Genomic DNA, 24,239 nt, shown 5'->3' with positions numbered 1-24,239 from the left:
ACACTAAGAACCAGCATCTACATCCCAAGCTTCTAAATAATCTTTGATAAACTTAATAAACAATCCTCCCAACGCACCGTTTATTACGCGATGGTCGTAAGAATGCGATAAGAACATTTTATGTCGTATGGCAATTACATCTCCTTCAGGTGTTTCTAACACAGCAGGTACCTTACGAATCGCTCCAATAGCCAATATTGCTGCTTCAGGTTGATTGATTATCGGAGTACCAAACAAACTACCAAAACCACCAACATTCGTAACTGTATACGTTCCCCCTTGTATTTCGTCAGGTTTTAGTTTGTTATTTTTGGCACGAAGCGCTAAATCATTGACCACTTTTGCCATGCCTATTAAATTCAACTCGTCTGCATTATGAATTACAGGAACGATTAAGTTCCCATCTCCTAATGCAGCTGCCATTCCTAAATTGATATTTTTACGAATTGCAACTTTTTTATCTCCGTCAAATGACAAGTTCACCAATGGATATTCTTTTATAGCTGCGGCAACAGCCATCATAAACACCGGTGTATACGTTAATTTTTCACCCTCTCTTTTGAAAAAAGCATCTTTATTTTGCCCTCTCCATGTCACTAAATTTGTAACATCTACTTCAATAAAAGATTGTACGTGAGCAGATTTCTGTACAGAATGAATCATATGATCTGAAATCATTTTTCCCATTCTACTTAACTCAATCAACTCGTCTTCTCCATTTACAGACAAAGGCACCACAGTAGGTTTAGCAGTCTCCTTACTTTTTTCCACTTTGGTTTCTACAACCCTTGTTTCTAAATATTCTAAAATATCGATTTTCGTAACACGGCCCTCTAAACCAGAACCAGGAATTGTATCTAATTCTTTTTGAGAGATTCCTTCTTTTTCTGCAATATTTCTAACCAGAGGTGAGTAAAAACGATCGGAAGTAACAATTTTTGGAGTTGCTGATTTTGTTGCAACTACTTTTTCAATTTCTTGTTCAACACTAGCAGCAGCTTTTGCAACTGTTTCGTCAACTTCGATAGCTATTGGTTGACTTATACTTTCTTCAATTTCACCTTCAACTTCAATAATTGCTAGAGTTTCTCCAACTTTAACAACAGCATCTTTATCATGTAAAATCTCAATCAAGGTACCTGAAACTTCGCAGGGAACATCTGAATCTACTTTATCCGTAGCTATTTCAACAACCGAATCATCTGCTTCAATAGTATCCCCTACCTCTTTTAACCAAGATGTTATAGTTGCCTCTGCAACACTCTCTCCCATTTTGGGTAGTTTCAATTCAAATTTAGCCATAGTTACAATTTATTTAGAACGATATCGTTCTACAAATTTATTACAGAAAGTCACAAAATATAGGGTCATTTCTGTAGTTAGTTCCGCTGCAAATTTAGTAAAAATAAAGACATCAAAAATATCATATTATGTAATAATCTTCTTCTTAAAAACAAGTATATCGATAACAAAAATATTTGAAAAATCATTCAAAAAAACAGCCTTCCTTCTTAAATCAATGTGTTATAATGCATAAAATCATTACATTACAGAGATAATTCAGTTTTTCCCAAAAAAAACAACTACCTTTAAGTAAACCCAAACTACTTAAATTATGAAAAACCTCTTATTTCTTTTGATTGTAATCCCTACATTTTCTTTGATCTCTTGTAGCGGAAATGATGACGATACCTCGAACTACTCTATCGTGGGTACATGGATCACCACCTTAGATGAAAACGAAAATACCTACAACGAAATTGTTGTTTTTACCGAAAAAAACACATTCAGTGCTACTGGTCAAAATGTGGAAGATGCCAACGATAATTATTTTATCCAAGGTAGTTTCACATTGGATGGAAATTCACTTCATTTGGATTTTATTGAAAATGGAGAACCTGAAACCGAAACAGCAACCTACAAATTAAGTAAAAACACACTCTCAATTTGGTATCAAGGAGATACAGAAGAACAAGCCGATGTATATTCCAGACAATAAATTTAAACCTTAATTATAAATCATCGTGTATAAATTCAACGAATTTGCCACCAATAACCATAAAAAATAAGGTAAAACAAAGAAATTAGCTAGCTTTGTTTTACCACGGTAATTGATCATAAAATAACCAACCAATAATGTTAGTGCAACGAGTACAATTTGCCCCAGCAACAATTGATGTTGATTAAAAAAGATCCAGTTCCAAGAAACATTCAACAACCATTGACAACCAAATAACCACCAAATATTCTTGTTTTTTGATGTAAACGACAGCACTGTCATGTAAATAGAAAAAAAGACCATAATACTAGTCCAGGCTGCACCAAACACCCAACCTGGTGGAGTCCATGGCGCCTTATTTAAATTGGCATACCATTCTGATGTAGGACCTGAATTCATTAAAAGAGTTCCAACACCTAATGCAGCAAAATTTAAGAACAAGAAAAACAGGAAAACATATATTTTTTTCATACAATTATAATTTCTCCCAAATTTTATCGGAGTTCAACCTAAAACTATCAATAAACTCAAAGTTACATTCATTTGGTGCTAAAATCGATAAAAATTCTGTACCATTCGAATTTATATAAAGATGATACACATTCCCCACGATAGGCTCAAAACTAAACTTGGCATTATACACACGTTGATTGTTTTCGTAAAGCGATTTAAATATTGTTAATTGATGTTTCAAATCATTAAACTTCGCATCAAGTTGTGCATTTACCGATTGTAAATTTTTATTTTTCCATGCAACTGTATTAAGAACTTCAATTACAGGAGCGCCAACATTTGTTGGGTATTCTTTTAAGGAAGCATCGTATTTTCCAATTAAAGAATTAAAAACTACTGCGTCTGGTTTGTCTGATTTCATGCAGAAATTTTTTCCAATTCAGCCATCACGCCTTGTGCTTCCGCAAACTTCTTATCACTTTCTGTTCGATTGATTTTTGAAAGCTTGTAAGACTCCTCTAACAATAAATCAAATTTTTGTTTTAATTTTTCTGCTTTTGATTTTCTTTTAAATAAACTAAACATAACTAAACTTTTAAATTTGTAATTCCACAATCCATTTCAACAATTTGACCAGACATTGATCTGCCTCTATCAGAAATTAAAAAACTAGCCATTTCTGCCACCTCATCAGGCACTAAATACCGTTTTAACGGATGTCTTTCGGCACTCATTTCTTTAGATTTTTCATTCCTTAAAATTTTCGATGCTAGCGCTGTATCCGTCAATGTTGGAGCAATAGCATTCACCCTAATTTTTGGCGCATATTCCGCTGCTAATGACTTTACCATACCTTCAACAGCCCCTTTGGAAGCAGCTACACTCGTATGAAAAGGCATCCCAACCTTCACAGCAACTGTGCTAAATAACAAAACACTTGGTGCTTCACTTTTTTTCAGAACTGTAAGATATTTTTTCAACACACGAATTGCTCCCAAAACATTAATTTCAAAATCATCTCTAAAATCCTCTTCTGAAAGTCTACTAAATGGTTTTAGATTGATACTACCTGGACAATACACTATGGCATCTAAGGATTCTAGATCTGGCAACTCATCTTGTAAAACATCTAATTTGTATTCAGCAATATTGTTTTCATTGAATGAAGCCTCGCTTCTATGAAATAAAATCAAATTATTTTGAACTTTTTCTAATGCTACAAGTGATTTTCCGACACCGCTATTTCCACCGACTATCAATATCTGTTTCATCTTTTTCCTGTTTTATCTTTAAACTTAAGTTTATGATTGCTGTAAAATTACACAATTTCGTTTAACAAACAATATTATTTATTAAACATTTTGTATTTTTGAAAAAAAGAAAGTCCGATACACATGAAAAAAACAACCGAAACAACAAGCGATAAAATTATATCCGAATACATGGATACGGTTTTAGTTAATGGAAAAAACCCTGAATCTATTTATCAATTTTCAAAAAAAATGAATATTGAAGAATCAGAATTTTACAAACATTTTAGCTCATTCGAACAAATTGAAAATGAGATATTCTCTTTATTTTCAGAAAACTCTATTAAACTGTTAGAAAAAAACAAAGACTTTAACAAGTTTACTTCAAAAGACAAACTTCTAAGTTTTTATTACACCTTTTTTGAAAACCTTACTGCGAATAGATCTTACGTATTTTTCGCATTAAACGGTTTTGACTCGAAATTGCAAAGTTTTAAAAAATTGAGCAAAATGAAAGAAACCTTCATCGAATTTGTGAATACTCTAGAGGTTGAGCGCATCAACCTAACCCAAGAAAAATTGCAAAAAATTCAAAACAAGGGAATCGAGGAAGGCTTTTGGATTCAACTCCTTTTGACTTTAAAGTTTTGGATGAAAGACACCTCTCCTTCTTTTGAGAAAACCGACATTTTCATCGAAAAAAGTATCCATGCAAGTTTCGAAGCAATGAATACAAAACCTGTAAAAAGCATCATAGATTTTGGAAAATTCATCTTGAAAGAAAACATGAATTTCAAACTTTAAGTTTTACTATATGAAAACCATAGACAGCATTCCCACATCAAAAATTCAAAGAGCTACCAAACTTGTACAAACGGGAGCAAAAGTTGGCATCAATTACGTTAAGTATTATGGTGAAAAACTGATCAATTCTGAAGAAGAAGCTAAAGAAAACTTAAACAACTCAAATGCCTCCGACATCTATGATGGCCTAAAAACAATGAAAGGAAGTGCCTTAAAAGTAGCGCAGATGTTGAGTATGGAAAAAAATATTTTACCAAGGGCCTATGTCGAAAAATTTTCATTAGCCCAATTTTCTGTACCACCTTTATCTCCTCCATTAGTTGTAAAGACTTTCAAAAAATATTTTGGAAAACAACCTTCGGAACTATTCGATACTTTTGATTCGAGTTCTGTAAATGCTGCCAGTATTGGTCAAGTACACAAGGCTGAAATTGGTAAAAAGAAATTGGCGGTAAAAATTCAGTACCCCGGTGTTGCAGAAAGTATTTCTTCTGATTTGGCTTTGGTGAAACCAATTGCCATGAAAATGTTCAATATAAAAGGAAAAGACTCAGATAGGTACTTTAAAGAAGTAGAGGACAAACTTACAGAAGAAACAAATTACAACTTAGAATTTGAACAAAGCGAGGAAATAGCAGCAGCATGCAAACATATTCTCAATTTGAAATTCCCTACCTATTTTAAAGAATTTTCTTCTGAAAGAATTTTAACCATGAGCTGGATGGAAGGACTGCACTTATCTGAATACATTTCTGAAAATTGGGATCAGAAAACAGCAAACAAACTTGGTCAGGCATTATGGGATTTTTATATGTACCAAATTCATCATCTGAAAAAAGTACATGCAGATCCACATCCGGGAAATTTTTTAGTTAGTAAGGATGGTGAATTGATTGTTATTGACTTTGGTTGTATGAAAACAATCCCTGATGATTTCTACATCCCTTATTTCGAATTGGCAAAAAAAGAAAATATCGATAACCCAGAATTCTTTGAAAAAACCTTGTATAAATTAGAAATCTTGCGAGAAGACGATTCTTTGAAAGAAAAAACGTTTTTTAAAGAATTATTCCACGAGATGTTAAGTTTATTCACACAGCCATTTCACGCAGAAACATTTGATTTTTCTGACGCGGCGTTCTTTGGGAAAATTGCAGAGTTAGGAGCAAAATATAGCAAGAGTACAGAATTAAAAGACATGAACGGGAATAGAGGATCGAAACATTTCATTTATATCAACCGTACCTTTTTTGGATTGTACAATTTGATGTTCGATTTAAAATCACAAAACATAAAAATCAATAATTATTACAAACTTTAATGATGCGTTTTACAAAATCTCAAATAGAAGCTTTACCTCACCTTCAAAAAATTAATTTGATCAACAGTGTCGGTGGGTACAAGTCAGCAAATCTTATTGGTAGCAAGTCTAAAAATGGGATTACCAACTTGGCTGTGTTTAGCTCTGTAACCCATTACGGATCTAGTCCTGCTATATTAGGTTTTGTCGTAAGACCGACAACGGTTCTTAGAAACACCTATGAGAACTTAAAAGAAACAGGTTTTTACACCATTAATTCAATTTTTGGAAGTACCTTAGAAGATGCACACCATACCTCTGCTAAATACCCAAAAGAAATCTCTGAGTTTGACGTTACCTCATTTAGTGAATTGTATTTAGAAGATTTTTACGCACCATATGTTAAAAATGCACCGATTCAACTAGGCATGAAATTTTTAGAAGAATATCATATCAAAGCTAACAACACCATTCTCGTTTTAGGAGAAATACAAAACATTAACATACAAGAAGCACTAGTAGAAAAAGATTTATTTGTTAACTTAAGTCACGGAAATATCGCTGCCATTAACGGACTGGATGGATATACCGTTCCCGAGTCGACTGAAAGATTTACATACCAAAGACCTAAATAACCCGTCATGAAAATTCTAATCACTGGTACTACAGGCTACATTGCCAAAAGATTGATTCCTGTTTTATTAGAGCAGGGTCATGAGTTGGTCTGTTGTATCCGAGATTTGATGAGAATTCCGGAAAACTTAAAAAACAATCCTCAAATATCTTTTGTAGAAATCGATTTTTTAGCAAAAGTTAAAACAGATAGCATCCCTAAAGACATTGATGCAGCTTATTATTTGATCCATTCAATGTCTACTTCTTCTACCTCGTTTAAATCATTAGAAGAATCGTGCGCAACAAACTTCAACAGCTATCTAAACGAAACACAAGCACAGCAAGTTATTTACTTAAGCGGAATAACGAATGATGAAGACCTGTCAGAACACTTGCAGTCAAGACAAAATGTAGCGAATATATTAGCCAAAGGAAAATTTAATCTAACCACCTTGAAAGCGGGTATTATCGTTGGTAGCGGAAGTGCTTCATTCGAAATCATCAGAGATTTAGTGGAAAAACTACCTGTAATGATTGCTCCTAAATGGCTACAAACGAAAACACAGCCAATAGGAATATCAGATGTTATTCTTTTTTTACATGGTGTACTATTAAAAAAAGAAACATTCGGAAATTCTTATGACATTTATGGTCCTGAAATTCTTACATATAAAAAAATGTTGTTGCAATTTGCTGAAGTGAGAGGTTTCAAACGAACCATCATTACGGTACCAGTAATGACTCCTAAACTTTCATCATATTGGTTGTATTTTGTTACCTCAACCTCTTATCAACTTGCTTCATCTTTGGTAGATAGTATGAAAGTTGAAATTATTGCAAAAGAAAACAACCTTGCACATCAATTAAACATCCACCCGATAAGCTATAAAACCGCCGTAGAAAAAGCTTTTGATACCATAGAACAAAATGTTTTGATTTCGAGTTGGAAGGACGCTATGGTAAATGGAGCTTTTCAAGACAAGTTATCACAACATATCAACATCCCTCATTTTGGTTGCTTCAAAGACATCCGTAAGAAAAAAATTACAGACAAAGAAAAAGCGTTAAATAAAATTTGGTCAATTGGAGGAACAAACGGCTGGTATGTCGCAAATTTTTTATGGAAAATACGAGGCTATATGGACAAATTGGTTGGCGGAATTGGTTTGAGACGAGGAAGAACACATCCTACAAAACTACAAACTGGTGATGCTCTTGATTTTTGGAGAGTCTTATATGCAAATAAAGAAGAAGGAAGACTTTTGCTATATGCCGAAATGAAACTTCCTGGAGAGGCATGGTTGGAATTTATCGTTGTAAAAGATCAATTGTACCAAAGAGCAGTCTTTAGACCTAAGGGAATCATGGGAAGACTGTATTGGTATGCTGTACTCCCTTTTCACGATATTATATTCGAAGGAATGTTAAAAAAAATTGTAGAATAAAGAATTCTTTAGGCTAATTTTTTTAATTTTAAAATCTAATTATTTTTGTTTTGAAAATCACATTAAGAGCAATCGCATTTTGCGTTACTATCTTGTTAATCTCTTGTAATGCTTCTACTGTTACACCAGGAGTATACCCTATAGTTGGTACTTGGAAATATACTTCTGATGGAGGCAGTATAACTATTACTCGTAGTTTTAGTGAAGACCTGTCTTACACCTATCATGGGGTAAACAATAATGACCCTCTCTTAAATGTTACCATCATCGGAACTTATAAATCAGACGGAACAAATTTATCATTTACCTATTCCAATGGTGAAACCGACTCAGGAAAATACTCTTCAACCGATCGTGAATTGTACCTTACCATGGCAAATGAAAACGGACCTACCGTTTACATAAAACAATAGATAACTGTTTTATTTTAGAGTTTTATTCAAAACTTATAGATGAATCAATTGAGTAGCTTGTTCTACTAACAATTTGTATTTGTATCCATAGCCCAAATCTATATTTGTAGCAACTACCCCTTCTATTGTTACAATAGCACCAACTGTAAATTTCTCTTGAGATGTAAGTATCAAATCGTACTCACCATTAAAATCAGTTCCATCTTCAATATGAATCCAGTTTTTATTCATGATCATCTCATTGAATTTTGTCACCTTTCCTTTTATCACAACTTTTTTACCCTTATACGCTTCAAGTTCTTCGTATAGTTCAGCGATTGTAGTAACCCCTGCTTCTTTATCAATCTTTATCTTTTCCTGCTTCTCTTTTGACTTTGAAGGAACAACTGGCTTCTCCACTGCAGCTGTATCCGTATTCGAATAAATATTCTGTAAAAAAAGAATAGTCTCAAACGTTTTATTGAGCTCTTTACTCTTAAAATTCACCATTTCTAATCCATCATTAAAAAAATATGTCTCACCGACTTTAGCCTGAGTAGAAGGAGCTGCCAACCAATAACTTCGATTGTTCTCTTTTGCATTTATATAAGTATACCCTGTAACCTGAATCACTTCTTGAACAACAATTTCATGCGCAAAAGAATGTTTCTTCACTACATTTTTTTTCTCTGACTTACACGAAACAACCAAAACGATCGTCATTAAAACTCTAACTATATGCTTCATTAACCTTTTATTTAAATCCATTTATATTTTATAAAATTAACTTTTACACGTTGCTCTTCAAAAGTAATATCTAATTACAATCGTAAAATTGTATACAACACAGCTGTCCGCAACAAAAAAAAGGATACTAAAAAGCATCCCTTTTAATTTATATCCAATTTTTAGGTTGTTGCAACACAGAAACCAAATAAGCTTCGTCACTTCCTTCTTTTGGAATATGATTGTAGTGCCATTGTACCTTTGGTGGTAAACTCATTAATATCGATTCAATACGTCCATTTGTTTTCAAACCAAACAACGTTCCTTTATCATGAACTAAATTAAATTCTACATACCTACCTCTTCTCACCTCCTGCCAGTCACGTTGTGACGCTGTATATTTTAATTCTTTTCGCTTTTCAACAATTGGAATGTAACTTTCTAAAAAGCTATTTCCTACCTCTGTCACAAAGTTATAACGATCCTGTAAACTAAATTCATCAGTCTCTTTCAAATAATCAAAGAAAAGCCCTCCAATTCCTCTAGCTTCATCTCTATGTGCATTCCAAAAATATTCATCACAACGTTTTTTATACATCGGATAAAAATCTTGATTGTGTTTATCGCAGGCATTTTTGCAAACCGAATGAAAATGTTTAGCATCTTCATCTAACAAATAGTACGGAGTTAAATCCTGTCCTCCTCCAAACCATTGCGTAACAACATTTCCTTGGTCGTCATACATTTCAAAATAACGCCAATTTGCATGAACTGTTGGTACCATTGGATTTTTTGGATGCAACACCAAAGACAAACCACAAGCAAAGAAATTACCTTCTTTGACACCAAAATTATCACGTAAAGCTTGTGGCAACTCACCTTCAACAGCTGAAATATTGACACCGCCCTTTTCGAAAACAGCTCCGTTTTCAATAACACGAGTTCTACCTCCACCACCTTCTGGTCGGTTCCATAAATCTTCAACAAACTTTGCTTTTCCATCAACCGCCTCTAACTTTGAAGTAATGGTATCTTGAAGGTTTTGTATATACTGATAAAATTGTTCTTTCATTTTTTTTCGATTCTAGATATAGCATTCAAGTTTCATGACTTTCAAACTTAGCACTTGACTCCTGATTCTCGATTCTAACTGCGATATTCTTTCACAGCCTCTATAAAAGCACCTGCGTTTTCAAGTCCAATATTTGGTAATATTCCATGACCTAAATTCACAATATATTTATCTTTTCCAAAAGCATCAATCATCGTTTTAACTTGTTTCTTGATTTCTGCTGGAGGAGAAAACAAACGAGTTGGATCAAAATTCCCTTGTAAAGTGATATTTCCACCTGTTAATTTTCTAGCCCATTCTGGAGTAATTGTCCAATCAACCCCCAAAGCAGAGGCATTAGATTTTGACATTTCTTCCAATGCAAACCAACAGCCTTTTCCAAAAGCAATAACTGGAGCATCATCTTTCAATGCCTCAATTATTTGATTGATGTATTTCCAAGAAAACTCTTGATAATCTGCCGGAGACAACATACCTCCCCAAGAATCAAAAACCTGAACTGCATTTACACCTGCTTCTACTTTTTTCTTTAAGTAGGCAATTGTAGTATCTGTAATTTTCTGCAATAAAGTATGTGCAGCAACCGGCTGTGTAAAACAGAACTCTTTAGCCTTATCAAAGTTTTTAGAACCTTGCCCTTGTATACAATAACACAGAATAGTCCAAGGAGAACCAGCGAAACCAATCAAAGGAATTTCATCCTCTAACATTTGTTTGGTTAGCTTGATAGCATCCATTACATACCCCAAAGTCTCATCAATATCAGGAACAATCGCTTTGTTAACATCTTCCATAGTACGAATCGGATTAGGCAACCATGGTCCTATTCCATTTTTCATTTCTACTTCAATATTCATCGCTTGAGGAATTACCAAAATATCAGAAAATAAAATCGCAGCATCCATACCATATCTTCTGATCGGTTGTACGGTAATTTCTGCAGCCAATTCTGGTGTCTGACATCTCGTAAAGAAATCATATTTTTTCTTGATTTCTTGAAATTCTGGTAAATACCTTCCTGCTTGACGCATCATCCAAACAGGTGGTCTTTCAACTACCTCTCCTTTTAATGCTCTTAAGTATAAATCGTTTTTTATCATAATATAATAGTATCTCGAATCAAGAAACAAGATTCAAGCTTTATTTTAATTGTCGGTTAAATTTATATAACATCTTTTGTACTTACTGAATTGAATTTTCAACCTTTTTAAAAGTTAACTCAAACTTTTCAGAATCTGGAAAAGTATTAGTCACCAAGTAAATCTCTTTACAAAGATCCTTAGACAACTTCCAAACATGTAATTCTTTAAAATTATGCATCATAGCAACTCCTGATTCTTGAATCCTTATTCACGTATCTTATTTTATTTCTGACACTTTTTTCATTGCTGCATCCACCGCTACTTCAAAATTTTCTAAATCTTTACTTGACAATGCAGAACACAAAAACCATGACTCAAATTGAGATGGTGGCAAAAACACTCCATGTTTGATCATCTCCCAAAAGAAAACTGCGAACTTTTCTGTATCGCACTTTTGAGCCTCTGTAAAATTTGTAATTTCTTCTTTTGCAAAAAATGGATTGATCATCGATCCAAATTTATTCACAGTAATGTCAACCCCATATTTAGAAGCTGCACTCGTTAAAATTGATGCAATTTTTTCTGCAATTTTTTCGAATTTCTCATATGGATTTTGACGCTTCAATTCAGACAATGTAGAAATTCCAGCAGCCATTGCAATTGGGTTTCCTGACAAAGTTCCTGCTTGATACATCCCTCCTAAAGGCGCTACATTTTCCATAATTTCATTCCTAGCACCATAAGCCCCTACCGGAAATCCACCACCGATAACTTTACCCAAACAAGTAATATCTGCTTCGATACCTAACAACTCTTGCGCTCCACCAAATTTAGAACGAAAACCTGTCATTACCTCATCACAAATCAAGAGAACACCGTTCTCCTTTGTTAACTTTCTCAATCCGTGGATAAATTCTTGAGATGGTTGTACAACTCCCATATTACCCGTTACTGGCTCTAAAATAACCGCAGCGATATCTTTGTGTTCGGAGAAATGTTTTTCAACACTCTCCAAATTATTATACTCAGCAATCAATGTATTTTCAACTGCTTGCGAAGGTACTCCTTTAGATCCTGGTAAACTTAAAGTAGCCAAACCAGAACCTGCAGCTACCAACATAGCATCCATATGTCCGTGATAGCAACCAGAAAACTTTACGATTTTATCGTTTCCAGTATGTGCTCTTGCCAAACGAATAGCACTCAATACAGCTTCCGTCCCTGAATTCACAAAACGTACTTTATCCATTCCCGGAAAAGCATCACATACAATTTTCGCTAATTTTATTTCTGCATTCGTTGAAGCTCCGAACGAATAGCCTTTTTTTAGCGCTTTTGAAATAGCTTTCTCAACTCGTTTATGACGATGCCCTAAAATCATTGGACCATAAGATAGTACCATGTCAATATATTTGTTACCATCGACATCTTTGATTTTGCTCCCTTTAGCCTTATCAATAAACAAAGGGTTCCCTCCTACAGAAGCGAATGCCCTCACAGGAGAATTTACAGCTCCAACTAAATTTTCTAAACCTTTAGTGTATAGTTTCTCTGATTGTTTGAATTTCATAATACGTTCTTCTTAGTTTTTTAAAATTTTAGCAACTTCCTTGGCAAAATAGGTAATAATGATATCCGCTCCAGCTCGTTTCATAGACAATAACGACTCCATCATCACGCGTTCGCCATCGATCCATCCTTTTTCAGCAGCTGCTTTTACCATTGCATATTCTCCACTTACATTGTAACATGCTATTGGCCTGTCATATGTGTTTTTCAAATCTCTAATGATATCTAAATACGACAATGCTGGTTTTACCATTAATATATCTGCTCCTTCTTCATCATCAAAAGCAGCTTCTCTTAAACCTTCGTCTCTATTCGAAGGATCCATCTGATACGTTCTTCTGTCTCCGAAAGTTGGCGCAGAATCTGCAGCATCTCTAAACGGACCATAAAATGCTGATGCATATTTTACAGAATAACCCATAATTGGTAAGTTGTAAAAACCTGTATTATCGAGGGCTTCACGAATTGTTGCAATCGTTCCGTCCATCATACCTGAAGGTGCTACCATATCAACACCCGCTTTTGCATGCGAAATAACCTGTTTCGCTAAATTCACTAATGTTGCATCATTATCTACATCATTGTCGTGAATAACACCACAATGACCGTGGCTTGTGTATTCGCAAAAACATACATCTGTTATCACATACAAACTTGGATAGTTTTTTTTAATATAGCGAATTGCTTGCTGCATAATCCCTTGATGATTCCAAGTTTCGGTACCTGTATCGTCTTTTTCGCTAGGAATACCAAACAATAAAACTGCTGGAATATCAAGTTCCACAACCTCGTCTAACTCAGTATGCAAACGATCTAAGGAAAAACGTTTGATGCCTGGCATCGATACTATTTCTTTTTCGATGTTCTCACCTTCCTCTATAAATAAAGGATAAATTAAATCGTCTGTTGTTAGTTTGTTTTCTCTAACCAATCTTCTGATTCCTTCTGTTTTTCTCAGTCGTCTTGTTCTATTCATATCTACTAGACTAATATTTCTTTTACTTTATCGAGTACAGACTCTACTGTTGTTTCTTCTGCCATATATACATTATCAAAAAACTCAATTGCTTGTGAAGCAGTGGTATTGCCTATGCAAACAACTGGATTTGAATTGGCTTGGTTTTTTTTCAAATAACTATTAATTCCAGATGGACTAAAAAACAAAACTGCATCATAGTCAACTTCTAGAGCTTTAGGAATAAATTCTGTTTTATACACTAAATACTCTGTTACCAACACTCCATTTTCTGCCATTATAATTGGCAAATCATTGTTTCTTAAATTGCCACAAAACCAACTTATTTCTTTGATACCTTCATCTTGTTCTGAAAATCGCTGTGCTAACACTTCTGCTAATTCTAAAGCATTGTTTGCAATAACTTCTACAGTAAGGCCATAGCCTTCTAACAGTTGTTTTGTTTTTTTTCCTACACAAAAAACAGTGTGAAACCACTTGCAGTTTTCAGGACGATTTTCGAATACCGCGCGTACACTATTTGCACTCGTAAAAACTGCATTTATAATATTTTCTTCTAAAGCAAAATCATCTCCGTAAGTGATACGAATCATCGGTATCTCATCAATCGTAAATCCTTCGACTTGCGATTTTTGTTTTTCCGATAATTTCTTTGTTGACAATACCCTCACAGCAAATGAATTCCTTATTTTTTTACCACCTTTTTTATTTCATCCATCAGCTCTTTCCCACCATCAGCTAAAACTTCTTTGGCGCAATTTTTCCCTAATTCTGATGCTTCATCTATAGGTGCAATTCTAAAAACTCCTTTTTGCTCTTTTCCATCTATAGCACTTAACAATCCTTTAAATGAAATGTTCTCCCCATCGATTTCGGCATAAGCTCCAATTGGAGCGGTACAACCTCCTTCTAGAGTACTCATAAAGTCACGCTCTATACCTACACACAATGCAGTTTCTTCGTGATGTAGTTTTTTACAAGCTTCTAATATTTCGGGAGAAGAATCTAAGGCAGTAATCATAATCGCTCCTTGTGCAGGAGCAGGAATCATCCAATCAAGAACCATATGTTCTTTTGGCAACAAGTTTATTCTCTCTAAACCTGCTTTGGCAAAAATGGCACCATTCCAATTATTATCCTTCAGTTTTTTCAGACGTGTATTTACATTTCCACGTAAATCTGTTAAATTATGTGTAGGATATTTGTTTAACCACTGTGCTGTTCTTCTTAAACTACCGGTTGCAATTGTTGCTCCTTCAGCAACCAATTCCTCTTCTGTTCCTTTGTAAACAATTACATCATTAACATCGGCTCTTTCCAAAACCGCAGCTTGTACTATTGTTTCTGGTAATTGAGTGGGTACATCTTTCAAAGAATGTACTGCAATATCAATTTGTCCTCTTAACATGGCTACATCCAATGTTTTCGTAAAAACCCCCATACTACCAATTTGATGTAAAGGAATATCTAAAATTTCATCACCAACCGAAGACAGTTCAATGATCTCGGTACTATAGCCTAATTCGTTAAGTGCGTTTTGAACCAAATGAGCTTGCCATAAGGCCAATTCACTATTTCTTGTACCAATTCTAATTTTTTGGATCATAAGATTAATTGTGGAAAATTATTTATTGATTTCCATATCAAACATTTTTGATATCACATCAATACTTTGATCTACTGATGTATCTTCTGCTTTCAAATGTTTGACAAATTGAGTTGTAATTTTTTGAATCATTCTAGAGGCAATTACCTGTGCATGCTCTACATTAAATCCATCTGTTTTTTTACTTTGAAAATCTATCGCATCATTTTGTATAGACATCAACGAAGATTTTAATGCATTCACAGCTGGCGTAAATTTTCGATGGTCTAGCCACTCCATAAACTCCGTTTTATGCTCTTCTATAATAGCCTCAGCTTTTGGAATTTCTTTTTCGCGCTCTGCAATTGTCTTGTTTGTGATTTTTGACAACTCATCAATATTCACAAGTTCTACTTTGTTTAAATCTCCCACCGACAAATCAACATTTTCTGGCATGGATAAATCTAAAATCAACAATTCTTTATCTACTGCTACATTGTCTGTAGTTACAGTAGGTACATTTGCCCCCGTAGAAACTATTAAGATATCTGCAATCTGAATTTCTTGGTTTAAAGCAGATAATGGTTCCACACGAACTTCTTTATGGTTTTTGTAAAATTCTCTAGCCTTACTTTCCGTTCTGTTAATCAACACAACATTATTATTCTCTGTATATTCGATTAGGTTTTTACAAGTATTTTTTCCAATATCACCTAAACCATATACTAAAATGTTTTTCTTCTCGAAGTGCGCTACTTTTTCAATTATATACTGCACCGCAGCATAAGAAACAGAAGTTGTACCAGAACTCAATTTTGTTGAGTTTTTTACTTTTTTACTCGCTTGTAAAACAAGATTGATCAATCGCTCTAAATAAGCATTTAACGTATTTTGGTCCTTTGCTGTTTGAAAAGACTCTTTTAATTGACCTACTATTTCATAATCTCCTAGTATCTGACTATCTAAACCTGTAGCAATTTTAAACAGATGACGAATGGCATCTTTTCCTTTGTAAACATTTGAGACATTTACAAATTCTTCAACTGAACCTTTCGAGTATTTACATAGCAAAGAAATCAATTCGAAGGGATGATTTGCAAACCCCATGATTTCTGTTCTATTGCAGGTAGATAAAATAAAAACACCATCTACCCCAAATTTCTTAGCTTCCTTTAGGAGTAAAACCTGATTCTCTTTTGTTATACTAAAAGCACCACGTGTTTTTACGTCTGCTTTTTTATAACTCAATCCAACATTGTATAATTTTTTCCCCTTAGATTCGACACTCATGAATACTATATTACGTTCTTGACAAGTAAATTTATCTCTATTGACAAATAAACAACGCCAAAAGTACCACCTTACTTTGGATAAAAACAACGCCAAAAGGACTATAAATAACGTTCAAGGGAAAAACCACTTAATTTAGAATGATTACAAACAAAAACAAAGACACTAAAAACCAACCACTTACACAAACAAACTATAATAATCCATAGAATTACATGACAATAAACACCTTTTACACCCTGTGAAAAACATTGGCTTAAATCGGTATTTTTGTTGTATTTTTGCTGTGTTAAATAATAATATCGCATGAATTTCGATAATTCAAAATTTAAAAACATCGACAAAAGTACTATTCGTCTATTTAGAGAAAAAGGTACTTTTACTTTGATACATATAAAGAATGTCTTAGACAAAACTGCGCACCAACAATTTGAACTAGAAGACAATTACATTCAAATTTATTTTAGTCTTCAGAAAAAAATATCTGTTGCATTTAATATGGAACATTGTGCAATTCATCTTTCTCCGGAAGATTCTGGTTTGGTTTACTTCAAAGAAGACGATACTAAAGTTTTAACCACACTACCTGCGAATGGAGAGCTACTTGGGTTACTTATTCCAGTACCCTATTTTCATTCTCTTTTTGCTCATGAGGGTGATTCTTTTTTTAATTTCGACAGCATCAAAGGTGGACGTCCAATTATTGAAGAAAAAGTTATTTCATCTTCTTTAAAATTTGTTTTGAATCAACTTGTAGACAAAAAACTACACGGAGCGTTACAGAGTATTTATATGAAAGGAAAAATATACGAGCTCTTGAGTTTGTATTTTAATATTTCTGAAGAGACAGAATCTGACCATTGCCCCTTTATGGCGAATGAGGAAACCGTAGCTCAAATAAAAAAAGCGAAAGATATTATTATCGAAAACATGGCAAACCCACCAAGTTTAGAAGAACTTTCGAAACAAGTAGGTTTGAATATTAAAAAACTAAAAATGGGGTTTAAAGAATTTTACGGCACCCCTGTTTATACATTTTTATTAAACTATAAATTAGATTTTTCTAAAAAATTGCTTGAAGAAAACAAACTGAATGTTTCTGAAATAGCAACACAAATAGGATACAGTAATTCAAGTCACTTTATTGCTGCATTCAAAAAAAGATTTGACATTACTCCAAAACAATTTACAAAACAAGAATAACTAGAATGAAAGGTGTATTATTAGTAAACTTAGGATCTCCAGACACACCAAATCCTAAGGATGTAAGAAGGTATTTAGATGAATTTTTAATGGATGAGCGTGTTATTGACACCAATATCATTTTAAGAAACATACTTGTTAGAGGTATTATTTTAAACACCCGTCCCAAAAAATCTGCAGAAGCATATCAAAAAATTTGGTGGGAAGAAGGATCTCCTTTGATTGTACTCTCTGAAAGGTTTCATAAAAAAGTCGCTGACAAAACCGATATTCCGGTAGCTTTAGGGATGCGCTATGGATCGATGAGTATTAAAAGTGGCTACGAAACTTTGGCTAAACAAGGCGTAACAGAGGTGTTGCTTGTCCCTCTATACCCACACTATGCCATGTCGTCTTTTGAAACTGTTGAAGTGAAAGCGAAAGAAGTTCAGAAAAAATATTTCCCAGAAATGACCACTGAAGTGCTTCCTGCCTTTTACAATAAGCCAGACTATATTAAAGTAATGGCTGAAAACATACGTGAAAACTTAAAAGGTTTTGAACACGATCACATCTTATTCTCATACCACGGAATACCTGAACGTCATATTTTAAAATCAGACACAACCGGATCTCATTGTAAACTGGATGGTTCTTGTTGTGAAACTGCATCCAAAGCTCATGCTACCTGTTACAGACATCAATGCTTTGAAACCACTAAAGAGATCGTAAAAGAACTAGAACTTAAAGAAGGTACTTATAGCAATTCTTTTCAATCTCGTTTAGGTCGCGATCCGTGGTTAAAACCGTATACAGATTTTGAATTCGAAAGACTTCCTCAAGAAGAAGGGAAAAAGAAATTGGCGGTTATAACACCGGCATTTGTTTCTGATTGCTTAGAAACCTTAGAAGAAATCGCTATGGAAGGTAAAGAACAATTTAAAGAAGGTGGTGGTGAATCCTACAAACATATCCCTTGTTTAAATGACAATGATGATTGGGTTGATGTTATGGTTGACTGGATAAACAACTGGAAAAACTAATTTCTAAATAGTATTTTTAAAAGCGCTTCTTGAAAAAGACAGCGCTTTTATTTTTAACAACCTTTTCTTAACATTGACATAACTTTAAATTCTGATATCGTATCTATTTTTGCAGTGTAAAAATTAAAACAGAAATGAAAGTATTTATTTTTTTATCAGTAATCGCATTATTTGCCTTGACATCTAACTCAAATAAAGAGCAAGAAACTAAAGTTGAAGTAACTAAATCGTTGAAAATATTAAATATTCACGATACTAAAGACGCTAAAATATTATTAGCTTAATATTTAGAAGACATCCTATAAAAAAAGACCAACTAAAATTTTAGTTGGTCTTTTTATTTATAATAACATTACTTTTTTTATTTCTTCACCTCCCAAAGCATCATTCATCATCTCTTTAATTTTATCTTTTCCATAATCAAGCTCTTGTCGTAACACAGAAGAACTCAACTTTACATATAAAGTACCATTTCTGAGTTCTACTTTTTCTGTATAACTCGCGACTCCATTCCCCATCAAAGAATTCCAGTTTTCTTTAATCGTTATCTTTTGCATGCCTTTTGACAAGTTGTTTTCTTTGATAAAACTTCCCATCAAATCTTTTACAGACAAATATTCTTTTTGACGCTTCGACATAGTATTTAGAGCTTTTATAGCTCAAACATTTTATACGATTTATTAATTCTTTTCACCACTGCTTCTGTTCTCTCGGCATGAGTATCCGTAATAAACAACTGACCAAATTCATCGTTATTCACTAGCGATATCAACTGTGTTACGCGATTCTCATCTAATTTGTCAAAAATATCATCTAACAATAAAATCGGTACTTGTTTCGATTGCTCTTTTATAAAATCAAACTGAGCCAACTTCAATGCAATCAAATAAGATTTTTGCTGTCCTTGGGAACCAAATTTTTTAATAGGGTACTCTCCTATTTCAAATACCAAATCATCTTTATGAACACCTGCACTTGTGTATTGCAACACTTTATCTTTCGGTAAAGAATCTTCTAATAAAGCAGGAAATTCTGTATCTAACAATTGAGATTTGTATACCAAATTCACAATTTCTTTTCCTTCTGAAATAGTTTGATAGCGTTCATTAAAGATAGGTATAAATATCTCTAAAAATGCTTTTCTTTCTTTATGAATACTATTTCCGTACTGAATCAATTGCTGATTGTACACCTCTAAATTTACTGCATCGAAAGTTCGGTTGGCAGCAAAAAATTTTAACAATGCATTGCGCTGCACCAATGTTTTGTTATATGCTATCAGTGTTTTTAGATAATGTTGATTTTGTTGAGATATAACACTATCTATAAATTTCCTTCTCGTATCGCTTCCTTCTACAATCAAATCCCTATCCGCAGGCGAAATAATTACCAATGGCAACTTCCCGATGTGATCAGAAAACTTCTCATACGATTTTCCATTGCGCTTGACTACTTTTTTCTGCCCCTTTTTTAAACTGCATAGAATTACTTCTTCTCGATCCTCAAGCTCATAGGTTCCCTCGAGCATAAAAAACTCTTCTCCATGTTTTATATTTTGAACAGCAACAGAATTAAAATAACTTTTTGCGAAAGACAAATAATAAATAGCATCTAAAACATTTGTTTTACCAACACCATTATTCCCTACAAAACAATTTATCTTCTCCTTAAAATCAAACACATGTTGTGTCAAATTTTTAAAATTTACTAAGGATAATTTCTGCAAATACATAGTTCTATTGTCGTAAAAATAAGAAGCCGCAAATTATTAAAAGTTTTGCGAAAAAGAGACTTTTTAAATCCAATTAAAAAAACTATTTTTGCTTGCTTATAAATTGAAAATTGATTTTTACCAATTGACTTTCGATTCAGATAAAACCAATAACTAAGAATAAAATAAACAATGGCAACATACAAGAAAAAAGGTCAGAAAAAAATTAAAAACGCTCCAATAGAACAAGTTGAAGAGCACAGTGCAACAGCGGAAGTTTTTAACAGTTTAGACGAGACAGCTTCGAAATCTGAACAATGGATTGAAAAATATCAAAAACCTTTATTCTCTAGTCTTGTTGGAATCGTAGTTGTAATATTGGGTTACATCGCTTACAACAGCTATGTATTAGAACCTAAAGAACAAGAAGCAGCGAATGAACTTTCTTTCCCAAAAGAAAATTTTGACTTAGCTATTAGTGCTACAACACCTTCTGATTCAATTTTTTCTTTGGCTTTAAATGGTAGCAATGGTAAATATGGTTTTGTTGACATCGCTGACAAGTATAGCGGTACCAATGCAGGAAATTTAGCAAACTACTATGCTGGAATTTCTTATTTAAAAATCAACGATTACAAAAACGCGATTTTTTATTTAGAGAAATTTTCATCAAGTGATGCTTTGTTAGCACCAGCAGCTTTAGGTGCTATAGGTGATGCTTTTGCTGATTTGAATCAAAATGAAGATGCCTTATCTTATTACCTAAAAGCAGCAAATACACAACCAAACGCTTCAACAACTCCATTATATTTATTAAAGGCAGGAAATACAGCATTGGATTTAAACGATGCTGCACAAGCTGAAGAATTGTTTACGCAAATCAAAGAGCAATACAGTGAATCTGCATTAGCTAATAATATTGAAATGCATATCAACAAAGCAAAATACGCTAAATAATACAACTCTCATAGTCGCAAACTTATGGCAACTACTGATTTATCAGCATACGACAAAACAACAGTTCCAAACGCAGAAAAATTTCGATTTGGAATTGTTGTTTCTGAATGGAATGAAACAATTACAGATGCACTTTACAAAGGGGCTGTTGCAGCTTTATTAGAAAATGGTGCACTGGAAGAAAACATTATCAAATGGGATGTTCCTGGTAGTTATGAATTGATCTATGGCGCTAAAAAAATGGTATCCTCTAGAAATTTAGATGCTGTAATTGCCATTGGTAGCGTTATCAAAGGAGAAACAAAACATTTTGATTTTGTTTGTGACGGTGTTACTCAAGGAATCAAAGACTTGAATTTATCACAAGAGACTCCTGTAATATTCTGTGTATTGACCGACGATACCATGCAACAATCTATTGATAGATCTGGAGGTAAACATGGTAATAAAGGAATTGAATGCGCAGTAGCGGCCATCAAAATGGCTTTAGTAAAAAACTATTGAGTAGACACATTGAATCATCTCTTTCTCAGTTGATTTCTTTAACAAACTTTTGAAGCATTAGTCTTTCATCCTTTCATTAATTTCTGTAATTTTGAGATTGGAATCAAAATAATAGAATATGCTAGGATCTCCTTTCAAACAAAGAGCCCATTACGTTTTTAATTACAAACCTCGTTATTATGATGAGCGAAAAGAACGTTTGGACAATCTGAAGGAAAAATATGCTGATGACGGTAAAAAGGATTCCGAGAAAGATTACAAAATCACGCTTCTCAAAAACAACCTAAAAAACGACTGGGCAAAATCAAAAAAAGGTGTAGGTGATGGCGGAACTGTAAAACGTTTGGCTATTATTATTGCTATACTAACGGGTATCTTTGCTTATCTTTTTGAAATACACACACTTATTTAATGACTGACATTATACAATTATTACCTGATCACGTAGCAAATCAAATTGCTGCAGGAGAAGTTGTACAACGTCCAGCTTCTGTAGTGAAAGAATTGCTTGAAAACGCAATTGATGCAGGGGCAACAGACATTAAACTAATTGTAAAAGACGCCGGAAAAACACTTATTCAAGTTATTGACAATGGTTTAGGAATGAGCGTTACCGATGCTCGTTTGTGTTTCGAACGACATGCAACCTCAAAAATAAAAGAAGCTGAAGATTTATTCAATCTCAACACAAAAGGATTTAGAGGAGAAGCAATGGCATCAATTGCAGCTGTGGCGCATGTTGAATTAAAAACGAAACAAGAAAATGAAGAATTGGGTACTTGTCTAAAAATTGAAGGTAGCCAGGTCACTTCACAAGAGCCAGATTGTCCAGCAAAAGGGACTAGTGTTGCTGTCAAAAACTTATTTTACAACATTCCTGCTCGTAGAAATTTTCTAAAGTCAGATACGATTGAAACACGTCATATCGTGACAGAATTTCAGAGAGTAGCATTGGCGCATAACGATATCAGTTTTTCTTTGAATCACAACAACTCTGAAGTGTATAGTTTAAAATCTGGTAACTTAAAACAGCGCATTGTAGGAGTATTTGGGGGAAAAACCAATGAAAAACTGGTACCTATTTCTGAAGACACAGACATTATTAATATCAATGGTTTTGTTGCAAAACCTGAATTCGCAAAGAAAAAAAGAGGAGAACAGTTCTTTTTTGTAAATGATCGTTTTATAAAAAGCTCTTATTTGCATCATGCGGTTTCAAGTGCTTTTGATGGTTTGCTAGGAAGCGGATACCACCCTTCTTACTTTTTGTATCTACAAGTACCACCAGAGAGTATTGACATCAATATACACCCTACAAAGACAGAAATAAAATTTGATAATGAAAAGCATCTATATGCGATTATCAGAGCAACAGTAAAACATAGCTTAGGACAATATAATGTTGCTCCTGTATTAGATTTTAATAGAGATGCTTCTATGGATACTCCTTATGCCCTAGAAGGAAAAGAGTATTCATCAGAACCAAAAATTACGATTGATCCAAATTTTAATCCGTTTGATTCTGGAACAAATCAGCAAACATATACACAAAGTACTCCCACAAAAAAAACGTTTGCAACCAATGGTTTTCAATCTCAACAATTACCAGAATGGGAGTCACTGTATACGGGTATCGAAAATGATGTTTTTGAAACTGAAAAAGAACCCCAACAAGTAACTCTTAATTTAGAAACTACTGAAGAAGAGAAGAAAACGGGTAAAACATTTCAAATACACCAAAAATACTTGTTGAGTTCTATAAAATCTGGTGTTGTGCTGATTCATCAAAATCTTGCACATCAACGAATTTTATACGAAGAATTTCTTGAAAATATTACCGTAAAAGAAGCGGCGAGTCAACAATTATTATTTCCGGTTGAAATATCATATACGAAAGAAGAAATTAGTTTATTAAAAGAACTACAAGAAGATTTAGAAAACGCAGGTTTCTTGTTCGATAAAATTCATACAGATAGTATTGTTGTAAAAGGAATTCCAAGTTCTATTACAGAAAGTCAGATTACAATCATTCTAGAACAATTGTTAGATGATATAAAAGAAGAAGTACCTGATAGCAGTTTCAGCCAATTAGATGTTATTTCTAAATCATTGGCAAAGTCGTTGGCTATAAAAACAGGAAGTAAACTCAACGAAAAAGAGCAAGAATCACTTGTAAACAATCTGTTTAGTTGTAAAGAACCAACAGTTTCTCCTTATGGCAAAAAAGTATTTGAAACTTTAACAATAGGAGAACTCGATAAAATATTCAACGCCAAATAAAACA

The 24,239-nt window shown here is 33.7% G+C and carries 28 protein-coding genes; 13 read left to right on the top strand and 15 right to left on the bottom strand.

The genetic code is table 11. The annotated features are described in order from the left end of the window. Positions 1-3 precede the first annotated feature (3 nt). Positions 4-1,302, bottom strand: coding sequence for a dihydrolipoamide acetyltransferase family protein (locus F6P99_RS05430; RefSeq protein WP_152286449.1), 1,299 nt, complete (start codon positions 1,300-1,302; stop codon positions 4-6). 313 nt (positions 1,303-1,615) lie between these two features. Between F6P99_RS05430 and F6P99_RS05425 the strand changes: the two genes are divergently transcribed. After that, positions 1,616-1,999 carry a hypothetical protein gene (locus F6P99_RS05425; RefSeq protein ID WP_152286448.1) on the top strand — a complete coding sequence of 128 codons (384 nt, stop codon included), beginning with the start codon at positions 1,616-1,618 and terminating at the stop codon, positions 1,997-1,999. 9 nt (positions 2,000-2,008) lie between these two features. Here F6P99_RS05425 and F6P99_RS05420 read toward each other — a convergent pair whose 3' ends face one another. The 4 genes from F6P99_RS05420 to F6P99_RS05405 are packed head-to-tail and all read right to left on the bottom strand — an operon-like array spanning position 2,009 to position 3,723. Then, on the bottom strand, positions 2,009-2,470 hold the full coding sequence (locus tag F6P99_RS05420; RefSeq protein ID WP_152286447.1) for a TspO/MBR family protein: 462 nt from the start codon (positions 2,468-2,470) through the stop codon (positions 2,009-2,011). A 4-nt stretch (positions 2,471-2,474) separates the two neighbouring features. Further along, complete coding sequence (locus tag F6P99_RS05415; protein WP_152286446.1) at positions 2,475-2,873, bottom strand: DUF2452 domain-containing protein; 399 nt, start codon at positions 2,871-2,873, stop codon at positions 2,475-2,477. Continuing rightward, positions 2,870-3,037, bottom strand: coding sequence for a Lacal_2735 family protein (locus F6P99_RS05410; RefSeq protein ID WP_152286445.1), 168 nt, complete (start codon positions 3,035-3,037; stop codon positions 2,870-2,872). The genes F6P99_RS05415 and F6P99_RS05410 overlap by 4 nt, the downstream gene beginning before the upstream one ends. Positions 3,038-3,039: 2 nt before the next feature. Continuing rightward, a complete protein-coding gene (locus F6P99_RS05405; RefSeq protein WP_152286444.1) occupies positions 3,040-3,723 on the bottom strand; it encodes an SDR family NAD(P)-dependent oxidoreductase in 684 nt (227 codons plus the stop codon). Positions 3,724-3,846: 123 nt separating this feature from the next. On the opposite strand from F6P99_RS05405, the gene F6P99_RS05400 reads away from it, so the two are divergent. From F6P99_RS05400 to F6P99_RS05380, 5 genes are read left to right on the top strand one after another with little or no spacing between them, the layout of a single operon-like run. Continuing rightward, a complete protein-coding gene (locus tag F6P99_RS05400; RefSeq protein WP_152286443.1) occupies positions 3,847-4,506 on the top strand; it encodes a TetR family transcriptional regulator C-terminal domain-containing protein in 660 nt (219 codons plus the stop codon). Between the two features lie 10 nt (positions 4,507-4,516). After that, positions 4,517-5,827: an ABC1 kinase family protein gene (locus tag F6P99_RS05395; protein ID WP_152286442.1), complete on the top strand. Its 1,311-nt coding sequence runs from the start codon at positions 4,517-4,519 to the stop codon at positions 5,825-5,827. Next, positions 5,827-6,441 carry a flavin reductase family protein gene (locus F6P99_RS05390; RefSeq protein ID WP_152286441.1) on the top strand — a complete coding sequence of 205 codons (615 nt, stop codon included), beginning with the start codon at positions 5,827-5,829 and terminating at the stop codon, positions 6,439-6,441. Before F6P99_RS05395 ends, F6P99_RS05390 begins: the two co-directional genes overlap by 1 nt. A 6-nt stretch (positions 6,442-6,447) precedes the next feature. After that, the gene (locus F6P99_RS05385) at positions 6,448-7,866 is read left to right on the top strand and encodes an SDR family oxidoreductase (RefSeq protein ID WP_152286440.1); all 1,419 of its coding nucleotides are present in this window, start codon (positions 6,448-6,450) and stop codon (positions 7,864-7,866) included. 50 nt (positions 7,867-7,916) lie between these two features. Beyond that, positions 7,917-8,279 carry a DUF2147 domain-containing protein gene (locus F6P99_RS05380; RefSeq protein ID WP_152286439.1) on the top strand — a complete coding sequence of 121 codons (363 nt, stop codon included), beginning with the start codon at positions 7,917-7,919 and terminating at the stop codon, positions 8,277-8,279. A 33-nt stretch (positions 8,280-8,312) separates the two neighbouring features. Here F6P99_RS05380 and F6P99_RS05375 read toward each other — a convergent pair whose 3' ends face one another. The 8 genes from F6P99_RS05375 to hemA all read right to left on the bottom strand — a co-directional run bounded on the left by F6P99_RS05375 (position 8,313) and on the right by hemA (position 16,558). After that, entirely contained in the window at positions 8,313-9,005 is a 693-nt protein-coding gene (locus tag F6P99_RS05375; RefSeq protein WP_152286438.1) for a hypothetical protein, read from the bottom strand. A 148-nt stretch (positions 9,006-9,153) separates the two neighbouring features. Next, entirely contained in the window at positions 9,154-10,056 is a 903-nt protein-coding gene (gene hemF / locus F6P99_RS05370; protein ID WP_152286437.1) for an oxygen-dependent coproporphyrinogen oxidase, read from the bottom strand. A 74-nt stretch (positions 10,057-10,130) separates the two neighbouring features. Beyond that, entirely contained in the window at positions 10,131-11,156 is a 1,026-nt protein-coding gene (gene hemE, locus F6P99_RS05365; protein ID WP_152286436.1) for a uroporphyrinogen decarboxylase, read from the bottom strand. 259 nt (positions 11,157-11,415) lie between these two features. Then, positions 11,416-12,708 carry a glutamate-1-semialdehyde 2,1-aminomutase gene (gene hemL, locus F6P99_RS05355; protein ID WP_152286434.1) on the bottom strand — a complete coding sequence of 431 codons (1,293 nt, stop codon included), beginning with the start codon at positions 12,706-12,708 and terminating at the stop codon, positions 11,416-11,418. A gap of 12 nt (positions 12,709-12,720) precedes the next feature. Then, positions 12,721-13,683, bottom strand: a complete 963-nt coding sequence (gene hemB / locus F6P99_RS05350) for a porphobilinogen synthase (RefSeq protein ID WP_152286433.1) — start codon at positions 13,681-13,683, stop codon at positions 12,721-12,723. A gap of 5 nt (positions 13,684-13,688) precedes the next feature. Then, positions 13,689-14,354 (bottom strand): uroporphyrinogen-III synthase, encoded by a 666-nt coding sequence (locus F6P99_RS05345; RefSeq protein ID WP_193316007.1) that lies wholly within the window; start codon positions 14,352-14,354, stop codon positions 13,689-13,691. A gap of 14 nt (positions 14,355-14,368) precedes the next feature. Continuing rightward, complete coding sequence (hemC, locus tag F6P99_RS05340; protein ID WP_152286431.1) at positions 14,369-15,289, bottom strand: hydroxymethylbilane synthase; 921 nt, start codon at positions 15,287-15,289, stop codon at positions 14,369-14,371. An 18-nt stretch (positions 15,290-15,307) separates the two neighbouring features. Then, on the bottom strand, positions 15,308-16,558 hold the full coding sequence (gene hemA, locus F6P99_RS05335) for a glutamyl-tRNA reductase (RefSeq protein WP_152286430.1): 1,251 nt from the start codon (positions 16,556-16,558) through the stop codon (positions 15,308-15,310). A 306-nt stretch (positions 16,559-16,864) separates the two neighbouring features. Here hemA and F6P99_RS05330 point away from each other — a divergent pair, with 306 nt between their 5' ends. The 3 genes from F6P99_RS05330 (at position 16,865) to F6P99_RS13385 (ending at position 19,067) form a co-directional block, all read left to right on the top strand. Further along, complete coding sequence (locus F6P99_RS05330) at positions 16,865-17,761, top strand: helix-turn-helix domain-containing protein (RefSeq protein ID WP_152286429.1); 897 nt, start codon at positions 16,865-16,867, stop codon at positions 17,759-17,761. A 5-nt stretch (positions 17,762-17,766) separates the two neighbouring features. After that, positions 17,767-18,783, top strand: coding sequence for a ferrochelatase (gene hemH, locus F6P99_RS05325; RefSeq protein WP_152286428.1), 1,017 nt, complete (start codon positions 17,767-17,769; stop codon positions 18,781-18,783). A gap of 134 nt (positions 18,784-18,917) precedes the next feature. Then, positions 18,918-19,067, top strand: coding sequence for a hypothetical protein (locus tag F6P99_RS13385; protein WP_193316006.1), 150 nt, complete (start codon positions 18,918-18,920; stop codon positions 19,065-19,067). Positions 19,068-19,124: 57 nt separating this feature from the next. On the opposite strand, the gene F6P99_RS05320 is transcribed toward F6P99_RS13385, so the two are convergent. Next, a complete protein-coding gene (locus tag F6P99_RS05320) occupies positions 19,125-19,421 on the bottom strand; it encodes a DUF721 domain-containing protein (protein WP_152286427.1) in 297 nt (98 codons plus the stop codon). 14 nt (positions 19,422-19,435) lie between these two features. Beyond that, positions 19,436-20,515, bottom strand: coding sequence for a DNA replication/repair protein RecF (gene recF / locus F6P99_RS05315; protein WP_152286426.1), 1,080 nt, complete (start codon positions 20,513-20,515; stop codon positions 19,436-19,438). A 171-nt stretch (positions 20,516-20,686) separates the two neighbouring features. On the opposite strand from recF, the gene F6P99_RS05310 reads away from it, so the two are divergent. The 4 genes from F6P99_RS05310 to mutL all read left to right on the top strand — a co-directional run bounded on the left by F6P99_RS05310 (position 20,687) and on the right by mutL (position 24,235). Further along, a complete protein-coding gene (locus tag F6P99_RS05310; RefSeq protein ID WP_152286425.1) occupies positions 20,687-21,451 on the top strand; it encodes a tetratricopeptide repeat protein in 765 nt (254 codons plus the stop codon). 24 nt (positions 21,452-21,475) lie between these two features. Further along, entirely contained in the window at positions 21,476-21,955 is a 480-nt protein-coding gene (gene ribH / locus F6P99_RS05305) for a 6,7-dimethyl-8-ribityllumazine synthase (RefSeq protein WP_152286424.1), read from the top strand. 118 nt (positions 21,956-22,073) lie between these two features. Beyond that, on the top strand, positions 22,074-22,367 hold the full coding sequence (locus F6P99_RS05300; protein ID WP_152286423.1) for a hypothetical protein: 294 nt from the start codon (positions 22,074-22,076) through the stop codon (positions 22,365-22,367). Further along, entirely contained in the window at positions 22,367-24,235 is a 1,869-nt protein-coding gene (gene mutL / locus F6P99_RS05295) for a DNA mismatch repair endonuclease MutL (RefSeq protein WP_152286422.1), read from the top strand. The genes F6P99_RS05300 and mutL overlap by 1 nt, the downstream gene beginning before the upstream one ends. Positions 24,236-24,239 lie beyond the last annotated feature (4 nt).

It is taken from the genome of Flavicella marina (assembly GCF_009193215.1).
Taxonomy (GTDB): Bacteria; Bacteroidota; Bacteroidia; order Flavobacteriales; family Flavobacteriaceae; genus Flavicella; species Flavicella marina.
The sequence above is the reverse complement of the archived record's forward strand: the minus strand, read 5'-3'. Positions and strand labels throughout refer to the sequence as shown.